The organism is Halosolutus halophilus (genome assembly GCF_022869805.1).
Classification (GTDB): domain Archaea; phylum Halobacteriota; class Halobacteria; order Halobacteriales; family Natrialbaceae; genus Halosolutus; species Halosolutus halophilus.
This window is the reverse complement of the sequence record NZ_CP094974.1, coordinates 1998216-2013011: the sequence shown is the minus strand read 5'-3', so window position 1 is coordinate 2013011 and position 14796 is coordinate 1998216. Positions and strand designations below refer to the sequence as shown.

General features: G+C 66.0%; 15 protein-coding genes. 8 read left to right on the top strand and 7 right to left on the bottom strand.

All coding sequences use genetic code 11. The features are described 5' to 3' along the window. Positions 1 to 43: 43 nt before the first annotated feature. The 3 genes from MUG98_RS09945 to MUG98_RS09935 form a co-directional block, all read right to left on the bottom strand. Positions 44 to 1510: an RtcB family protein gene (locus tag MUG98_RS09945; protein ID WP_265111971.1), complete on the bottom strand. Its 1467-nt coding sequence runs from the start codon at positions 1508 to 1510 to the stop codon at positions 44 to 46. A 142-nt stretch (positions 1511 to 1652) separates the two neighbouring features. Further along, positions 1653 to 2765 carry a DoxX family protein gene (locus MUG98_RS09940; protein WP_320443127.1) on the bottom strand — a complete coding sequence of 371 codons (1113 nt, stop codon included), beginning with the start codon at positions 2763 to 2765 and terminating at the stop codon, positions 1653 to 1655. A 73-nt stretch (positions 2766 to 2838) separates the two neighbouring features. Continuing rightward, a complete protein-coding gene (locus MUG98_RS09935; RefSeq protein ID WP_265111970.1) occupies positions 2839 to 3312 on the bottom strand; it encodes an archease in 474 nt (157 codons plus the stop codon). Positions 3313 to 3471: 159 nt separating this feature from the next. Here MUG98_RS09935 and MUG98_RS09930 point away from each other — a divergent pair, with 159 nt between their 5' ends. Beyond that, positions 3472 to 3948 (top strand): GNAT family N-acetyltransferase, encoded by a 477-nt coding sequence (locus tag MUG98_RS09930; RefSeq protein ID WP_265111969.1) that lies wholly within the window; start codon positions 3472 to 3474, stop codon positions 3946 to 3948. A gap of 143 nt (positions 3949 to 4091) precedes the next feature. Here MUG98_RS09930 and MUG98_RS09925 read toward each other — a convergent pair whose 3' ends face one another. After that, positions 4092 to 4628, bottom strand: a complete 537-nt coding sequence (locus tag MUG98_RS09925) for a winged helix-turn-helix domain-containing protein (protein ID WP_265111968.1) — start codon at positions 4626 to 4628, stop codon at positions 4092 to 4094. Positions 4629 to 4822: 194 nt separating this feature from the next. Here MUG98_RS09925 and MUG98_RS09920 point away from each other — a divergent pair, with 194 nt between their 5' ends. From MUG98_RS09920 to bcp, 6 genes are all read left to right on the top strand, one after another. Continuing rightward, positions 4823 to 5038: a heavy-metal-associated domain-containing protein gene (locus MUG98_RS09920; protein ID WP_265111967.1), complete on the top strand. Its 216-nt coding sequence runs from the start codon at positions 4823 to 4825 to the stop codon at positions 5036 to 5038. Positions 5039 to 5044: 6 nt separating this feature from the next. Then, a complete protein-coding gene (locus tag MUG98_RS09915) occupies positions 5045 to 6946 on the top strand; it encodes a heavy metal translocating P-type ATPase (protein WP_265111966.1) in 1902 nt (633 codons plus the stop codon). Between the two features lie 32 nt (positions 6947 to 6978). Further along, complete coding sequence (locus tag MUG98_RS09910; protein ID WP_265111965.1) at positions 6979 to 7629, top strand: formylmethanofuran dehydrogenase subunit E family protein; 651 nt, start codon at positions 6979 to 6981, stop codon at positions 7627 to 7629. A 128-nt stretch (positions 7630 to 7757) separates the two neighbouring features. Beyond that, positions 7758 to 8933 (top strand): DNA primase small subunit PriS, encoded by a 1176-nt coding sequence (gene priS / locus MUG98_RS09905; RefSeq protein ID WP_265111964.1) that lies wholly within the window; start codon positions 7758 to 7760, stop codon positions 8931 to 8933. Next, a complete protein-coding gene (locus MUG98_RS09900) occupies positions 8930 to 9928 on the top strand; it encodes a DNA replication complex subunit Gins51 (RefSeq protein WP_265111963.1) in 999 nt (332 codons plus the stop codon). Before priS ends, MUG98_RS09900 begins: the two co-directional genes overlap by 4 nt. Before the next feature lie 195 nt (positions 9929 to 10123). Further along, a complete protein-coding gene (bcp, locus tag MUG98_RS09895) occupies positions 10124 to 10600 on the top strand; it encodes a thioredoxin-dependent thiol peroxidase (RefSeq protein ID WP_265111962.1) in 477 nt (158 codons plus the stop codon). 147 nt (positions 10601 to 10747) lie between these two features. Here the strand turns inward: bcp and MUG98_RS09890 are convergent, their stop codons facing one another. Together MUG98_RS09890 and MUG98_RS09885 are read right to left on the bottom strand one after the other, a co-directional pair. After that, positions 10748 to 13012, bottom strand: coding sequence for a CDC48 family AAA ATPase (locus tag MUG98_RS09890; protein WP_265111961.1), 2265 nt, complete (start codon positions 13010 to 13012; stop codon positions 10748 to 10750). After that, the gene (locus tag MUG98_RS09885; RefSeq protein ID WP_265111960.1) at positions 13009 to 13257 is read right to left on the bottom strand and encodes a DUF7127 family protein; all 249 of its coding nucleotides are present in this window, start codon (positions 13255 to 13257) and stop codon (positions 13009 to 13011) included. Before MUG98_RS09885 ends, MUG98_RS09890 begins: the two co-directional genes overlap by 4 nt. A gap of 258 nt (positions 13258 to 13515) precedes the next feature. On the opposite strand from MUG98_RS09885, the gene MUG98_RS09880 reads away from it, so the two are divergent. Continuing rightward, positions 13516 to 14292 (top strand): alpha/beta fold hydrolase, encoded by a 777-nt coding sequence (locus MUG98_RS09880; protein ID WP_265111959.1) that lies wholly within the window; start codon positions 13516 to 13518, stop codon positions 14290 to 14292. 234 nt (positions 14293 to 14526) lie between these two features. Here MUG98_RS09880 and MUG98_RS09875 read toward each other — a convergent pair whose 3' ends face one another. Next, the gene (locus MUG98_RS09875; protein WP_265111958.1) at positions 14527 to 14721 is read right to left on the bottom strand and encodes a DUF7511 domain-containing protein; all 195 of its coding nucleotides are present in this window, start codon (positions 14719 to 14721) and stop codon (positions 14527 to 14529) included. Positions 14722 to 14796: the final 75 nt, after the last annotated feature.

Sequence of the window (14796 nt, the reverse complement as noted above, 5' to 3'; positions counted from 1 at the left end):
CGATCGGCCTCGGGTAGGAATTCGCCGATCGGGACCGACGGGGTCAGCCCTTGATGTTGCAGACGGGGAACGTCCGCGCGACCTTGTCGCCGATGCCGAGTTCGTCGGAGACCCGGACGACCTCGTCGACGTCCTTGTAGACGCCGGGGGCCTCCTCGGCGACGGTCGCGCCGGACTGGGCCTTCACGTAGATCTGATCCTGCGCCTCGAGTTGCTGCTTTACGTCGCCGCCCCAGTACTCGTTTTTGGCCTGCGTGCGACTCATCAGCCGGCCCGCGCCGTGTGCGGTCGAGCCGAACGTGAGGTCCATGGAGTTCTCGCCGCCGCGCAGGACGTAGCTGCCGGTCCCCATGCTGCCGGGGATGATGACGGGCTGGCCGACGTCGCGGTAGGCCGTCGGGACCTCGGGGTGGCCGGCGGGGAACGCCCGCGTCGCGCCCTTGCGGTGGACGTAGAGTTCGCGTTCCGCCCCGTCCACGACGTGCGTCTCCTTCTTCGCGATATTGTGCGCCACGTCGTACAGGAGATGCATGTCCATCTCTTCCCACGAGCGCTCGAACACCCGTTCGAACACCTGCCGCGTGCGGTGCATGACCAGCTGGCGATTGACCCACGCGAAGTTGATCGCCGCGTTCATCGCCCCGTAGTAGTCCTCGGCGAGCTGCGATCCCGCGGGTGCGGCCGCCAGTTCCTTGTCCGGCAACTGGTTCAGCAGCCCCTGGTGTTGCCGTTCGATCTTCCGCAGGTAATCGGTGCAGGTCTGGTGGCCCAGGCCGCGGGACCCACAGTGGATCAGGACGACGATCTGATCTTCTTCGAGGCCGAAGGCCGCGCCCACCTCGGCGTCGAAAACGTCGGTCACGCGCTGGACCTCGAGGAAGTGGTTCCCCGAACCCAGCGATCCGATCTGGTTCTTCCCGCGATCCTTGGCTTTCTGGCTCACCTTCGAGGGATCCGCGCCCTCGCGCATCCCCTCGTCCTCGCAGTGGAGCAGGTCGTCCTCGACGGCGTGGCCGTTCTCGAGCGCCCAGTCGACCCCCCTTGCGAGAATTTCGTCGACGGTATCGACGCCCGATTCGACGACGCCGCCGCCGCCCAGTCCAGAGGGGATGTTTGCGAACAGCGAGTCGACGAGTTCCTCCTCCCGGCCCTGAAGGTCGTCGTACGTGAGGTTCGTCCGCATCATCCGGACGCCGCAATTAATATCGTAGCCGACCGCTCCGGGCGAAATACAGCCGTTCTCGGCATCCAGCGCACCCACCCCGCCGACGGGGAAGCCGTACCCCTGGTGGCCGTCGGGCATACAGATCGCGTGCTTCGTGATACCGGGCAGGTGGGTCGTATTCTTGATCTGCTCGAGCGTCTTGTCCTCCTTGATCTCCTCCAGGAGCGCCTCGCTCGCCAGTACCCGTGCCGGAGTCCGCATGTCACCCTCCCGCGGGATCTCCCAGACGTACTCGTGCACCTGTTCGAGCGTGATTCCGTCCGCGTCGAACGTGGCCTTGCTCATACGTGATGCTCCGTCGGCAACGATGAAAGATGTTCGTCTCTCCGATCGACATCGCGTACCGGAATCACGGTGGTCGCAGGTCGATATCGCCGGACACCGCGGCTCGAAATCACCGGATACCGCGGTAGACGGCCGAGTACCCCTAGTCCTCGACGGCAGTGGCGCTGGCTCGATCGTCCGTCGGCGCGTCCGTCGGCGTCCGGTGGTCGCGTCCCAGTCGCCCGTCGACGGCGTACGGGCCGCTCCCGGTGATGAGCAACACGGAGGCCATCCCGAAGAGTCCCACGTGAGCGAGGACGGGATCGTCGGGGAGCGCGAACAGCGTCAACGAGAACATCCCGATCGCGACCATGGCGCTCGCGCGGGTGAAGAACCCGACGACGAGTGCGAGTCCCAGCGCCACTTCCGCCAGTCCCGCGCCGAGCGCCCACAGCTCCGGACTCGCCGGCACGACCGCGGTCAGGTCGTACCGATCGACGACCGAGAGTGCGATCCCGGGCCGCATGAGCTTCTGACCCAGGCCGAGGTAGACGAACGTCACCCCGAGTCCGAGCCGGACGACCACCGGCAGGAGGGCGGTGTAGGCCCCGATCCACTCCTGGAACGCCCGCGCTCGATCGTAGACCGGATCGACGCGAGCGAACGTCGCGCCCGGAGTGCCGGCGATCCGCTGGAGCACGTGGTCGGCACTCGGTCGTCCACTCCCAATCAGTGCGATCGCGGCGAGTCCGCCGACGAACTCGAACTGTAACAGGAGCGTCGGTCGAATCGCGACGCCGACGAGGTAGGCGGCGAGCGCGAGGAGCGCGACGAGGCGCGTCGCGAGGCCGAACAGCAGGCCGAAGCCGAGCGCGACCTGCAGTAGTCGCAGGTTCACCTCGATTTCGGGGCTGATAAAGTAACCGCCGAAGCCGGCCCCGATCAGCGGGATTCCCAGCGAGATTCGCAGGAGCCAGGGCACGTACGGTTCGTACTCGCGCATAGCCGATCGGAAGGCGGCGACGTCCCGCCCGAACGGACGAACGGCGAGATACGTCGCGACGACTGCGAGGACGACCACCGCACCCACGAGCAGCGGCCCGACGACGAGCGGATCGGTGAGCGCGTCCGCGAGGAACTCCGCCGCGCCGACGTTCCGTTCGTCGTCGACGACGTACTCCTCGTGGGCGCTGACCGTCCCGACGCCGAGAACGAGCAGGGCCGTTCCGAGGACGAGACGCCGCCGAACGCGATCGACCGCGAGAGTCACTGCCACAGTTACGCCTCCCAGCGTGAAAACCCGCTCGGCCAACACGCCGTCGCGGGGTTCGGTCCGGCTGTCGATCGATTCAGACGTCGAACACGACGTACGCCTCCCACCCGTCGTCGACCCGTTCGAGGCGCATCTCGGAGTAGGTCACCGCCTTCACCTCGCGTGCGTCGATCGCGGAGAGGGGGACGCCGCGGGCGCTCGCCTCGAGCGACCACGCCTCGGCGGGGACGTCGTCGACGCCGGAATTCGGTTGGCCGCCGTCGTCTCCCGTCCCGTTCGCCGACCCGGCGATCGATTCGACGCGGTTGTCGACCGGGAGTTCTGCCCGGACGTCCCGGAGGTAGATCAGTTCGTCGAGGTAGTCGAACAACAGTGCGTCGCGGCTCTCGGCGGTGACCGACAGCGAGAACCGATCGCCGGTCTCGGCTGGCACGTCGTCGCACATCGCGGCGGCGAGTCCGTCCGCGACCGCCGCGAAGACGGCCGCGAGCGTGTCACCGGTTGCCGCGACCCCGACGTCGGCCGTGTGGTCGCGCAGTTCGAACCCCATCGTGAGGTGTGTTCTCCGGCCGCCGTCGTATGCCCGTCGGTTCCCGGCCGCGATCGACTGTCCCGAGAGGGGAGAACCGGCGCGGCGTCGTCTCCATCCGACGGTCCCGAGCAGGTGCTGCCGGTGGAATTATATTGGCGACGATGGTAGGCTGTGGTAGTGAGCGTCAACATCGACAGTCGCGTCGTCACGCCGGGGAGTGACGACTTCGTCGACGAAGCGTGGGAGCTGAAAGAGCGGATAAATCGACGTGAGGGGGTACTCAAGCAGCGATACGACTTCTTCACCGACGCGTATCGTCGATCGACGGTTCACTGTTACCTCCAGGACGGTGATCTCGTCGGCTTCGCGGCCGTTCGACGCGACGGCTACATCCTGTTTCTGGCGGTCTCGCCGGAGTGCCGCGGCGAAGGAATCGGGAAGCGACTCGTCGCTCGCGTCGCCGAGGACCACGACACGATCACGTGTCACGCCCGGACGAGCAACGAGAACGCCCTCCAGTTCTACGAACACCTCGGGTTCGAGATCAAACGCCGGATCGACAGCTACTACGAGGACGGCGGCGACGCCTACTACCTGAAACTCGGCTCCGACGTCGGCATCACCGATCGGATTTCGGACCTGATGCGGCGCTGACGGCCGGTTCTGCGATGTGATCAGACTCGTCAGCTCCAGCTCTCCGTCGACTATACGGCCTCTTCCTCGCGATTACGGCGATCGACGCTCTCCTTCCGTTCTCGGCGATCGACGCTCTCCTTCCGTTCTCGGCGATCGACGCCCTACTCTCCGTCGTCACGTCGGACGACGCCCTCCACGAACGCCCGTCGGAGGACGGTCGACAGCAGGTAGGTCCTGTACTTCTGGTTGCGACAGTGTTCACAGGGTGCCATCTCGCCGACGATCCGATCGATCGTCTCCCCGTACTCCGACTCGAGGGATCCCACGAGGTCCGCGATTTCGGGCGCGATCTCGTGGGCCATCGCGTCGAGATCCTCCTGGCTGCCCGCGGGAAGCGCGTACGAGAGGACGATCGTGTTCGCACGATAGTACTTCGTCGTGCCGCCGTTGCGTTCCTCGAGTCGTGCGACCTCGACGAGGCCCGCGTCCCGGAGTTCGTTGACGTGGTGGCGCACCGTGTTGCGCGTCCGATCGTATCCTCGCCCGGCGAGTTCCGCGTCGATATCGGCCACGGAGAGTTCGGCTTCCGCGAGCATGTCGAGGATCATCGCCCGGACGGGTTCGTCGACGGCGCTCGAGACGTTCGTATCCCTGACCGCGATGTCTTCGACCGTGACGTCCGACGTGAATTCGGCCATCGGTTGACAGTGGCTAGGTGAGCGACCCGTATAAGTCGTGCAGGCTGGCGGCCGGTTTGCCACGGTGGCTCGATCGACTCACGATCACCCCCTAGACGAGTCGTTTCACCGGTGGAAGCACGCGTCGGCGAACACAAACAAGTCATTTGAGTGATATATTTACGGGCGGGCTTCGTAGGGACACTCGAAGAACGATGACCCAGATCACTGAATACCGCGTAACCGACTTCGACTGCCCGACGTGTGCGAGCAACGTCGAACGATCGCTTTCGAGGACCGACGGCGTCGAGCGCGTCGAGGTCCACTACACGACCGGCCGCGTCGAGATCGAGTACGACGAGGATACCGTCGATCCCGACGCCTTCGAACGAACGATCTCGAACCAGGGGTACACCCCACAGCCCAGGTGATCGGACGTGAATCTCAAGAGATACGTCCGAAAACACCGCAAACCGGTCGTCGTCGCCGCCAGTGGCCTGCTCTTCGCGATCGGCTGGGGCCTCGGCTACTTCCACGACCTGGACCAGATAAGCGCCGCGCTGATGATCCTCGCGTCGATCGTCGGCGGCTACGACGTCGCGAAAAAGGCCTACTACACCCTCCGAAGCGGTACTGTCGGGATCAATTCCCTCGTCACGCTGGCCGCGATCGGCGCGATCGTCATCGGCGAGTACTGGGAGGCAGCAGCCGTCGTCTTCCTGTTCTCGCTCGGGAACTACCTCGAAGCGCGGACGATGGGCAAGACCCGATCCGCTCTCGAGGAGTTGCTCGAGATGACCCCGGACACGGCCATCGTCCGCCGTAATGGGGAAGACGTCGAGGTCTCGGCACGCGAGGTCGAACCCGGGGAAACCGTCGTCGTCAAGCCCGGGGCGAAGGTCCCCGTCGACGGCGAGGTCACCGAGGGTGAAAGCGCGATCGACCAGGCCCCCGTCACCGGCGAGAGCGCTCCCGTCCACAAGTCGGCGGGCGACGAGGTCTACGCCGGCACGATCAACCAGGAGGGCGCGCTCGAGGTCGTCGCGACCGGCACCGGCGCAGACACGACGCTCGAGCGGATCATCCGTCGGGTCGAGGAGGCCCAGGAGGCGAAAGCGCCGACGGAGACGATCATCGAGCGGTTCGCGAGGTACTACACGCCCGCGATCGTCGTGCTTGCGGCCGGAACGTACGCGTACACCGGGGACGCGATCGTGGCGCTGACGCTGCTCGTCATCGGCTGTCCCGGCGCGCTGGTCATCGGACCCCCGGTCAGCATCGTGAGCGCCATCGGCAATGCGGCGCGATCGGGCGTCCTGATGAAGGGTGGAGAGCACCTCGAGACCGCGGGCAAGATCGACCTCGTCGCGTTCGACAAGACGGGGACCCTGACGAAGGGCGAAACGGCCGTCGCATCCGTCGAGGGGTTCGGCGTCGAATCCGACGAGGTGCTTCGCTACGCGGCGATCGCCGAGAAGAAGAGCGAACACCACCTCGCGGACGCGATCCTCGAGGCCGCTCGGGGCGAAGGCGGCGGCACCAGCGCGGCCCACCTGACCGACGGGGGAACGGTCGTCGAGCGCCCGCAGATCCCCGATCCCGACGCGTTCGAGGTCGTTGCCGGGAAAGGGGTCGTCGCCCAGTACGTCGATCGCCGGATCGTCGTCGGCAACCGCGCGCTCCTCGCGGAGCGCGGGATCGAGGTTCCGACGCGAGTTGCTGACCACGTCCGCGAGCGCGAGGAGGCCGGCCAGACGGCGGTCCACGTCGTCCTCGACGGTAACGTCGTCGGCGTCGTCTCGCTCCGGGACGAACTCCGTTCCGCCGCGGCGGACGTCGTGAGAGCGCTGAAAGACGCCGGCGTCCGCACGGTGATGCTCACGGGGGACAACGAACGCACCGCACGCGCGGTCGCCGAGACGATCGGCATCGACGACTACCGGGCGGCCCTGCTGCCCGAGGAGAAACAGGACGCGATCGAGTCGTTCCAGGAAGAGGGACACGTCGTCGCGATGGTCGGCGACGGCATCAACGACGCGCCCTCGCTGGCTACCGCGGACGTCGGGATCGCGATGGGTGCCGCCGGAACCGACACGGCGATCGAGACGGCCGACATGGCGCTGATGGCAGACGACCTGGAACGCATCCCGTACGCCGTCTCGCTCAGCAAGGCGACCCGCTGGAACGTCACGGAGAACGTCGCGATCGCCGTCGCGACGGTCGTCCTGCTGCTCGCCGGCGTCTTCGCCGGCTACGTCCACATGGCCAGCGGTATGCTCGTCCACATCGGGAGCGTGCTACTGGTCATCCTGAACGGGATGCGACTGCTACGGTACTGACGACTGATCGATCCGACCCAGAGGACACGACAATGAACGACACCACCGAAACCGACCGCACGACCACGAACTGGAACGTTAGCTACGAGGACGTCGAACCGATCCGGCTGCGCGACCCCGTTGCCGAGGCGCTGGCCGTCGTCGACCCGGGTGACCCGATCGTCGTCACGTACGAGGACGTCGTGAAAGCGGCGGGCCACTCCTGTCCGACGGCGGCAGGGGCCTACCGCATCGCCCAGGCCGGACTCGACGCACTGTACCCCGGCGACGAACTCCCGGTTCGCGGGGACGTTGCCGTTCTCGCGGGCGGGCCGCGGGACGATCCGAGTTACGGCGTCACGTCGCGACTGATCTCGTACATTACGGGTGCCGCGGGCGAGGACGGCTTCGCCGGGCTGGCCGGCGGCCACGGCGGACGCAAAGACCTGCTGCGGTTCGGCGCAATCGGCGTCGACGGAATCGCGTTCGAGTTCACGCGAACTGACACGGACGAGACGGTCCGCGTGACGTACGACACGTCGAAGATCCCGGACGCTGGCCCCGCTACACAGCACCTGCCGGCGCTGATCGAGGGCGACGCGACCGCGGACGAACGGGCTGCCTTCGCCGAGGCCTGGCACGGGCGGGTCGAAGCGATTCTGGACGGCGACGGCTACGTCACCGTCGAGCGGCAAGGCGTGTAATCCGGCCCGTCGAGCGTTACCCACCTCCGACGTCGACCCACGGTCCGCGGTCGGCCACCTACCCCGTACCGCGCGAGACGAACAGTCCAATACAATTATACCGGACCCACTCCGAGTAGGCCAAGCGCATGGAGGAGCGAACGAGGGCCTATCTTCGGGGGCGATTCCGCGATCACTACCGTCGGACGGAGCTGACGCCACCGCCCGCGGCCAACGAACGGGAGTGGGGCTTCATCCCCTGGACCGATGGACCTGGAACGACGATGGTCCGCCATCGTTCGCTGCTCGAACTCGGCGACCTATCGGAGTTTCTCGTCCGCAAGCGGCCGCGACACGTCTACTTCTCCGCGGGTCGGTTTCGCGATCCGGGTGCCAGTTCGATGCACGAGAAAGACTGGCAATCCGCGGACCTGGTCTTCGACCTGGACGCCGACCACCTGCCGAACGTGACGCTCGGCGAGGACTCCTACGCGGAGATGCTCGCGACCTGCAAGGACGCCCTCCTCCGATTGCTGGACTTCCTCGAGGACGACTTCGGCTTCGAGGACCTGGAGATCGTCTTTTCCGGCGGGCGCGGGTACCACGTCCACGTCCGGGACGAGAACGTCCTGCACTTAGAACGGGAACACCGCCGCGAGATCGTCGACTACGTCCGCGGTATCGGCCTCGACTTCGAGGAGCTGATCGAGACCGAGACCGTCGCGGGGCTGGGTCGCGAGACGCCGACGGAACGACGCACGCTGCGGATCCACGGCGGCTGGGGCGATCGGATCCACGAGCACTTCATGGCCTTCGTCGACGACCTCCTCGAGATGGAGGAGGCGGCGGCTCTCGACCGCCTCCAGGAGTTCGACGGCATCGGCGAGGGGAAAGCGCAGGCGACACTGAACGCCGCCCGGAACAACCGCGAGGGGCTCGAGGCGGGCAACGTCACCGTCCACACCGCGGTCGCACAACTGGCCGAACGGTTCGCTGCCACGGCCGTCGAACGGGACAACGCGCCGATCGACGAACCCGTCACCACCGACACGAACCGGCTCATCCGGCTGCCGGGTAGTCTCCACGGGGGCAGCGGCCTCGAGACGGTTCGGCTCGAACGCGACGAGATCACGGCTTTCGATCCGCTGGTCGACGCCGTCCCCGAGACGTTCACGGGCCACGAGATCACGGTCGACGTCACCGACGGCGGCGAGGTCGAACTCGGGGGGAATAGTTTTACAGTCTCGGACGGAGACCAGTCTCTACCGGAGTACGTTGCCGTGTTCCTCATGGCGCGTGGCAGAGCTGAAAAGGAGAAAGAATGAATCTAGACGAGTTGCGTTCGGTCCAGAGCAAGGAGCGCCAGAAGGACAGCCTCCAGAATCTGCGCCCCTCGTTCTACCAGGAGGTCGGCGACTACATCGCCGACCTCGAGGCCGAACGCGACCGCGTCGCCGAGCAGGCCGACGACCCCTTCTCCTCGCCCGAAGTGAGTCGACTCACGGACGAGATCGAGACCGCCCGCGACGTCGTCGAGGCCGTCTACGAGCGCCGCATGGGCAAACTCGTCAAACAGGCCAGTCTCGCCGCGGCCGGCATGCCGGCCGACGACGAGGGTCTGACGGCCGAAGAACGGGATCTCTTCGCGGACCTCGTCGATCGGATCCGGTCGAACAAGGGCCGGGTCCTCGATACGCTCGAAAGGAATCCGGGCGACGGAGCGGAGGCGACCGATTCCACACCGGCGGCCACGACCGACGATCCTGCGACCCCCGACGGCCCACCGAATCGAGACGATTCGGGACAGCCCGAACCGCCCCCGGTACCGCCGGAGGAACCTGTCCCCGACCAGCCTACACCAGCGGACGGAGACGCGGACGGGGCACCGGCCGACGCCAGCGGCGTCACCCCGGCGGACGTGATGGGCGGCGACCCGACGTCGTCCGGAGCGCCGACGGAAACGCCCGACCGTGACACTGACGGAGTCGATTCTCCGTCACAGTCGGGCCGTCGCGATACCGGGCCGGATGACCCGGACACCCCGACGGAACCGTCCGATCGGTCCCGATCCGAACCAGCTACCGACGCCGATTCGTCCAGGGCTCCGTCGGACGCCGACACGGCGGCCACTGGGGCCGATCGCACTACGGCCGACGGGTCGGACGTCGATCGGGTCACCGTGCGGATCACGCAGGACGTCGGCTCGATTCTCGGGGTCGACGACCGCGAGTACACCCTCTCGCGTGACGACGTGGTCACCCTGCCGGAACAGAACGCGACGCCGCTCGTCGAACAGGAGGCGGCCGAACCGCTCGAGTAGCCGCGTTCGATCGCGGCCCGGACGTGCTGCACTTCCGTCGATCGGAAGGCAAGTCCGTATCCGAGACCGCACTACGAGATCGGGAATTCGGCGCGTGCTCGCACTCGCGTCGCTACCTGAACTAACACGTGTAGGATAGTGGGAAGTGAACTTTCCAATCATAAAATATACAACCGCACTCGCTAACATGGCGCTATGCTCGACGTAGGCGACGACGCGCCGGAGTTCGAACTTTCCAACCAGCACGGTGAGACCGTCCGCCGCTCCGACTTCGAGGGGCAGCGACTCGTCGTGTACTTCTATCCACGTGCAAACACGGATGGCTGTACCACCGAAGCCCGATCGTTCGACGACGCGAAACCGGAGTTCGACGATCGCGACGTCCACGTCGTCGGTATCAGCGACGACCCCGTCGACGACCTCGCCGACTTTGCGGCCGAGTACGACCTCGACTTCGATCTCCTCTCGGACGAGTTCGGCGAGGTTGCCACGCTGTACGAGTCTTACGGCGAGAAACGCATGTTTGGAAATACTTTCGACGGCGTCTTCCGGAACACCTACCTCGTCGGTCCCGACGGGACGATCGAAGCGGTCTACGAGGGCGTGACGCCGGAGGGGCACGCGGAAGAGGTGCTCGCGGATCTCGACGGCGCCGAAGTCGCCGCCGACTGAGCCGGAGTCCGGTTCCGTCGGACGACGGCCGTCTCGGGGACTGATTCGACAGCGGGGCCGTCGCTCGTCCCGGAACGGGACCGTCGTTTACCCCGACAAAAGAACGTCGGTCGGTCCGTCAACAATCGATCGCGTCCGCGATCGTCGTCACTGGAAGGTACGTCCGAGCTGCTCCTCTTCCTGGGCCGGTTCGGCCTGCTGGAACTCCTCTTCGATCTCCTCGTAGCGCTCGCGCGTCTCGGAGGTCACGCTCGCGCTGACTTCTTCGAGCGCTTTCTCGAAGTGCTCCTTGCTGATGCGGACGTTCCCGATCGTGTCGTCCATCTCCTCGGGATCGACCGAGTTGATGAACTCGCGGCTCGCCGCCATCGAGGCTTCGCGGCAGACGGCTTCGATGTCCGCGCCGACGTAGCCCTCGGTCTCGCTCGCCAGCCAGTCGAGGTCGACCGCGTCGGCCAGCGGCTTGTCCCGGGTGTGGACCTCGAAGATCTTCTTGCGGCCGCCCTCGTCCGGCACGGGGACGTGGACGTGGCGGTCCAGCCGTCCGGGCCGGAGCAGGGCCGGATCGATCAGGTCGGGTCGGTTGGTCGTGGCGATCACGACGACGTCCTCGAGTTCCTCGAGACCGTCGAGTTCGGTCAGCAGCTGTGAGACGACGCGCTCGCCGACGCCGGAGTCACCCTGGCGCTGGCCGCGTTCGCCGGCGATCGAGTCGATCTCGTCGAAGAAGATCACGGTCGGTGCGTTCGATCGTGCCTTCTCGAAGACCTCGCGGACGCCCTTCTCGGACTCGCCGACGTACTTGTTCAGCAGTTCGGGGCCCTTGATCGAGATGAAGTTCGACTCGGCCTCGTTGGCGACTGCCTTGGCGAGCAGCGTCTTCCCGGTGCCGGGCGGGCCGTACATGAGGACGCCCTTGGCAGCCTCCATGTCCATGGCCTCGAACACCTGCGGGTAGTCCAGCGGCCACTGGATCGTCTCGCGCAGGCGCTCTTTGGTGTCCCCGAGGCCGCCGACGTCGTTCCAGGTGATGTCGGGAACCTCGACGAAGACCTCGCGCATCGCGGACGGCTGGATCCCCTTGAGCGCATCCTTGAAGTCCCGCTCGGTCACCTGCAGGGATTCGAGCACGTCCGCGTCGATCTCCTCGGATTCGAGGTCGAGTTCCGGCCGAATCCGTCGGAGCGCGTTCATCGCGCTCTCGCGGGCCAGCGACTCGAGATCGGCCCCCACGAAGCCGTGCGTGTTGGCAGCGTAGTGGTCGAGATCGATCGACTCGGTGAGGGGCATCCCGCGGGTGTGGACCTGCAGGATTTCCTTGCGACCGTCCTTGTCCGGGACGCCGATCTCGATCTCGCGATCGAACCGGCCACCGCGGCGCAGTGCGGGGTCGATGTCGTCGATGCGGTTGGTCGCGGCGATGACCGTGACGCGACCGCGTTCCTCGAGCCCGTCCATCAGGCTGAGTAGCTGGGCGACCACGCGCCGTTCGACGTCGCCGCCGGCCTCCTCGCGCTTGGCGGCGATCGAGTCGAGTTCGTCGATGAAGATGATCGCGGGGGCGTTCTCCTCGGCCTCTTCGAAGACTTCGCGGAGTTGCTCCTCGCTTTCACCGTAGTACTTCGACATGATCTCCGGTCCGGAGATCGTCTCGAAGTGGGCGTCGATCTCGTTGGCGACGGCTTTCGCCATCAGCGTCTTGCCGGTGCCCGGCGGGCCGTGCAGCAGGACCCCCTTGGGCGGTTCGATGCCGAGCTGTTGGAACAGTTCGGGGTGGCGCATCGGCAGTTCGATCATCTCGCGGACCTGGTCGAGTTCGTCGTCCAGGCCGCCGATGTCCTCGTAAGTGACGTTCGGAACGCCCTCGGCGGAGGGAGCGCCACCGGCGCTGACCTGCTCGGCCGGCGTCTCGGAGATATCGATGTCCGTCGAGTCGGTGATGACGACGGTGCCCGCCGGTGAGGTGCTCGCGATCTTCAGTGGTACCGACTGGCCGGAACTCGCCATCGGGCCGAACGAGAGCGAGAACGGGACCGTCTGTCCCTCGGTGACGGCCTGACCGCTCAACTTGTCGCGAACGAGCGGGCCAATGTCACCGCGGATGCGGAGGTTCTGCGGGAGCGCCACGGTGACCGACTTCGCAGGACTGACGTCCGCGGGCTCGATCGTCACGCGGTCGTCGATTCCCACGTCGGCCTCCTGCCGGAGACGGCCGTCGATCCGGACGATGCCGCGGCCCTCGTCTTCTGGGTAGCCGGGCCAGACCCGGGCGACGGCCTGGCCGTCGCCGTTGCCCTTGAGCGCGATGTAGTCCCCGTTCTCGAGATCGAGTTCGCGCATCGAGACCCGATCGATCGCGGCCAGTCCGCGGCCTGCGTCTTTCTGTTTCAGTGGTTTGACAGTAAGTTTCATCGGTGACCCTCCATCTCGACAGTGAGCACGCCGTTTTTGATAAACGTGTGCGCGTCGTGTGCGTCAACCGGCAGTTCGAACTCGTATTGTTCTTCGTCGACCACGACGATAACGGTATCGTCGACGAGGTCGACGGATGCATCCGTTTCGGTAGCACCGAAGTCGACGGCAACCACCATCTCGTCGTCGTATTCGTACTGCCGGGCGACCTGCCCGTCCTCGCGAGTGAATTGTTCGAGTGTCATCTTTAACTAACCCCAGGTAAGCATTACTAGTATATAAATATTGTGTAGATCGACCCGATGACGGCAGCCGAATTCGGAAAAGATAGTTGTTCGTAGTTCACATCAGCTGGGACCGATGGCGCGGATCCGGGCCCGGATCCGCATCGGTGCGGTCGTCCGAATAGAAACTGGGTCGGTACCCCGATAGCGCCGGGGCCGGCAATCTCGTGGTCCCTATCGAATCGAGCCTTTATAGGGGGACCTGTCGTTCCCTTACGTATGGAAACGGTCACACATCACGGCCGGGAGACGGCCTACGACGTGACGGATCGAGGTGGTGGTGGGCCCCCGATTTGCTTCGTTCACGGAAGCGGCGCCTCACGCGAGGTCTGGGCCCCACAGCGGCAACTGGCCACTCGAGCACCGATCGTCCGCGTCGACCTGAGCGGGCACGGGGAGTCGACCGACATCGACGCCGAGCCGGGCTACGTCACGCTCTCGGCGTACGCGGACGACCTCATCGCCGTCGCCGAGGCCACGGACGCCCGGGTGCTCGTCGGAAACTCCCTCGGCGGCGCGGTCGTCATGCACGCGTTGCTCGAGCGCGAATTCCAGACCGACGCGGCCGTCCTTACCGGCACCGGTGCCCGTCTCGGTGTACTCGAGGACCTCCTCGTGTGGCTCGAGGAGGACTTCGAGCGAGCCGTCGAGTTCCTCCACGCCCCCGATCGGCTCTTCCACGATCCCGGCCCGGAGGTCCAGGAGCGATCGATGGAGCGGATGCACGCGTGCGGACAGGCGGTGACCCGCCGTGACTTCCTGACCTGCCACGAGTTCGACGTTCGCGATCGAGTCGCGGAGATCGACGTGCCCGCGCTCGCCGTCCACGGGGAGTACGACCGGTTGACGCCGCCGTGGTTCCACGAGTACCTCGCCGACGAAATCGACGACGCCACGCTTGCCGAGATCGAGGACGCGGCCCACCTCGCGATGCTCGAACAACCCGACGCGTTCAACGCGACCGTCGAAGACTTCCTCGACTCGATCGACGAGTGACTTCTCCCACGGCTACAGCAGCGGGCTTTCGCCTCGGATCTCTGTAACGGGCTGCCGGCAGTCGATCACCCTTCGCGACCACTGGCCACACCCCTTGTCCGCACGATCGATCGGGCGCGAGTTGCCACGCTGGCTGGTCGGGTTCGGCGGAAAAGCGAGACGCGGGAGTATAGCCACCTCGTCCGACTGCATCGTGTGTCGACCGATCGCGAGCGTCACCCTGTCGGCGCGGCGCTAGCGACGCTCGCTCAGCGAGACGAACGAATCACCGCTGGCGGTGATCCACTGGGTCGCCATCGCGTTCTCGTCGAGATCCCGTGGGAAGATCGTACACGCTGCGAGGGCACCCTCGTCGACGGTCACGTGCTGGAGACGGGCCGCGTACTCGGACCCCAGGCCGATATCTCGGGGCGGTTGCGTCGTAGACATCGTGTTCGATCGCTACGTGTCCGCGGATACGACGGGGAGTGATATAACTATTCCCGACACGTGAACAATGTCCCT

Excerpts from the sequence above, each read along its gene's own strand:
- MUG98_RS09945 (WP_265111971.1), bottom strand. The coding sequence starts at position 1,510 with ATGAGCAAGGCCACGTTCGACGCGGACGGAATCACGCTCGAACAGGTG.
- MUG98_RS09935 (WP_265111970.1), bottom strand. The coding sequence starts at position 3,312 with ATGGGGTTCGAACTGCGCGACCACACGGCCGACGTCGGGGTCGCGGCA.
- MUG98_RS09925 (WP_265111968.1), bottom strand. The coding sequence starts at position 4,628 with ATGGCCGAATTCACGTCGGACGTCACGGTCGAAGACATCGCGGTCAGG.
- MUG98_RS09920 (WP_265111967.1), top strand. The coding sequence starts at position 4,823 with ATGACCCAGATCACTGAATACCGCGTAACCGACTTCGACTGCCCGACG.
- MUG98_RS09910 (WP_265111965.1), top strand. The coding sequence starts at position 6,979 with ATGAACGACACCACCGAAACCGACCGCACGACCACGAACTGGAACGTT.
- priS (WP_265111964.1), top strand. The coding sequence starts at position 7,758 with ATGGAGGAGCGAACGAGGGCCTATCTTCGGGGGCGATTCCGCGATCAC.
- MUG98_RS09900 (WP_265111963.1), top strand. The coding sequence starts at position 8,930 with ATGAATCTAGACGAGTTGCGTTCGGTCCAGAGCAAGGAGCGCCAGAAG.
- bcp (WP_265111962.1), top strand. The coding sequence starts at position 10,124 with ATGCTCGACGTAGGCGACGACGCGCCGGAGTTCGAACTTTCCAACCAG.
- MUG98_RS09890 (WP_265111961.1), bottom strand. The coding sequence starts at position 13,012 with ATGAAACTTACTGTCAAACCACTGAAACAGAAAGACGCAGGCCGCGGA.
- MUG98_RS09885 (WP_265111960.1), bottom strand. The coding sequence starts at position 13,257 with ATGACACTCGAACAATTCACTCGCGAGGACGGGCAGGTCGCCCGGCAG.
- MUG98_RS09880 (WP_265111959.1), top strand. The coding sequence starts at position 13,516 with ATGGAAACGGTCACACATCACGGCCGGGAGACGGCCTACGACGTGACG.
- MUG98_RS09875 (WP_265111958.1), bottom strand. The coding sequence starts at position 14,721 with ATGTCTACGACGCAACCGCCCCGAGATATCGGCCTGGGGTCCGAGTAC.